General features: G+C 61.0%; 2 protein-coding genes. One reads left to right on the top strand and one right to left on the bottom strand.

Going from position 1 to position 2,025, the window contains the following annotated elements:
• Positions 1–110 precede the first annotated feature (110 nt).
• Positions 111–1,754, top strand: a complete 1,644-nt coding sequence (gene tnpC, locus AC244_RS34695; RefSeq protein WP_053253354.1) for an IS66 family transposase — start codon at positions 111–113, stop codon at positions 1,752–1,754.
• Here the strand turns inward: tnpC and AC244_RS34690 are convergent.
• A complete protein-coding gene (locus tag AC244_RS34690) occupies positions 1,735–1,968 on the bottom strand; it encodes a DUF6429 family protein (protein WP_053253353.1) in 234 nt (77 codons plus the stop codon). The two genes, tnpC and AC244_RS34690, sit on opposite strands and share 20 nt — an antisense overlap.
• Positions 1,969–2,025: the final 57 nt, after the last annotated feature.

Here is a 2,025-nt window from a genome sequence, read left to right as displayed (position 1 = left end):
TATTTACTATCCGGAATTGACTGGCGGGCGCCTCAGGAAACCTGGAGACCGACACGGGTTTAAGCGTCTTATTCATTGAATTCGTTGGGGAAATATGCTCTTATAGCGGCATGTCACTACCGCCGCTTTCCCTTCCTGACGATCTTGCCGATGCCCATGCCGCGCTGCTGGCAGAACGCGAGGCGCGGTTACGGGCCGAGGCAGAAGCGGCCAGCGCCAAAGCAAAGCTTTCCAGTATCGAGGCGCTCAACGCCCATCTGCAATTGCTGATCGCCAAGTTGGAACGCGACAAACATGGTCCGAGCCGGGAGCGCACCCAACGGCTGATCGACCAGATGGAACTGCAGCTCGAAGAGCTGGTTGCAGATGCGGCCGAGGACGAGCTCGCTTCAGAAGCTTCTGCCGCCAAAACCCAAGCCGTCCGTGCCTTCACCCGCAAGCGCCCGGTGCGTAAGCCTTGGCCGGAAGATATCGCGCGCGAACGCCTCGTCATCGAAGCGCCGAGCGCCTGCAATCACTGCGGCGGCGAACGTCTGTCGAAGCTGGGCGAGGATGTCACCGAGACGCTGGAGGAGATCCCGCGCCGCTTCAAGGTCGTTGAAACCGTGCGTGAGAAGTTCAGTTGCCGGGACTGCGGCTGCATCAGCCAGTCGCCAGCGCCCTTCCATGCAACACCGCGCGGCTTCCTGGGTCCCAACCTGCTCGCCACCATCGTCTTCGACAAATTCTCCGAGCATCAGCCGCTCAACCGCCAGAGCCGGCGCTTTCGCAGCGAAGGGATCGATCTGTCTACCCAGACGCTCGCCGACCAGGTTGGTTACGTCAGTGCTGCCGTCAAACCGATCTTCGATCTCATCGAGACCCATGTATTTGCGGCCGAGCGCTTGCACGGCGACGATACCACCATCCCGATCCTCGCCAAGGGCCAATGCACCACCGGCCGCATATGGACTTACGTTTGCGACGACAGGCCCTTTGGCGGGCAGTCACCGCCAGCGGCCATCTTCTACGCCTCCAGCGACCGGCGGGGCGAACATCCTCAAAGACACCTGGCCGAGTTCGGGGGCATTCTGCAGGCTGACTGCTACAATGGCTTCAATCCGCTCTTCGACCGGACCAAGAAACAAATGCCGGTGACGCCGGCCTTCTGCTTTGCCCATGCGCGCCGGAAGTTCTTCGAACTGGCCGATGTCGCTCGCAGTGCCCGGCGGGGCAAGGGCTTAAGGCCTGTCTCGGCGACGGCGTTGGAAGCGGTCAGGCGTATCGATGCGTTGTTCGCCATCGAACGCGATATCAATGGCCGGAGCGCCGAAGACCGGCTTGCTGTGCGCCAGGAAAAGAGCAAGCCGCTGCTTGAGGAACTGGAGGCTTGGTTGCGGCAGGAGCGCGAAGGCTTGTCGCGATCCTCGCCGGTGCTCGAACCGATCAACTACATGCTGTCGCGCTGGGAGGACTTTGCCAGATACGTCGATGACGGCAGGATTTGTATGACAAACAACGCCGCGGAAAGAGCCCTGCGCGGCGTGGCCTGCGGCAGAAAAAATTGGACCTTTGCCGGTTCCGATCGCGGCGCAGACCGGGCCGCCATCATGCTGACCCTCATCACCACGGCCCGTCTCAACGATATCGACCCCAAGGCCTGGCTTGCCGACGTACTGGCCCGCATCGCCGATCTGCCCGTCTCCCGCCTGCATGAGCTGTTGCCATGGGAGTGGAAGGCGACAAAAGCGGCGGCTATTGCGGTTGCCGCATAAACATTTGCCGAAAAAGCTCCTCTGACCGGCGCAGACCCTCGTCTGTCAGCACCAGAGACTTCGACTTGTTCACCGGATTGCCGATCATGCCTTTCCGATGCAAGCGATCTGTCGTCGCCCAGTCAAAACCCTTCCAGGCACAACGCTCGTTGTGACGCGTCAGCCATACCAACGCCAAAACCACGTCGTCCATTTTGCCTTCGTCGATCTCCATTCCGCCAGGTTACCACGCGCGATCGCACAAGTCCTGCGGCCCTGCTCGGATGGATAC

The sequence above is a fragment of the Ensifer adhaerens genome, assembly GCF_001270265.1.
Taxonomy (GTDB): domain Bacteria; phylum Pseudomonadota; class Alphaproteobacteria; order Rhizobiales; family Rhizobiaceae; genus Ensifer; species Ensifer adhaerens_B.
The sequence above is the reverse complement of the archived record's forward strand: the minus strand, read 5'-3'. Positions and strand labels throughout refer to the sequence as shown.

Excerpts from the sequence above, each read along its gene's own strand:
- tnpC (WP_053253354.1), top strand. The coding sequence starts at position 111 with ATGTCACTACCGCCGCTTTCCCTTCCTGACGATCTTGCCGATGCCCAT.
- AC244_RS34690 (WP_053253353.1), bottom strand. The coding sequence starts at position 1,968 with ATGGAGATCGACGAAGGCAAAATGGACGACGTGGTTTTGGCGTTGGTA.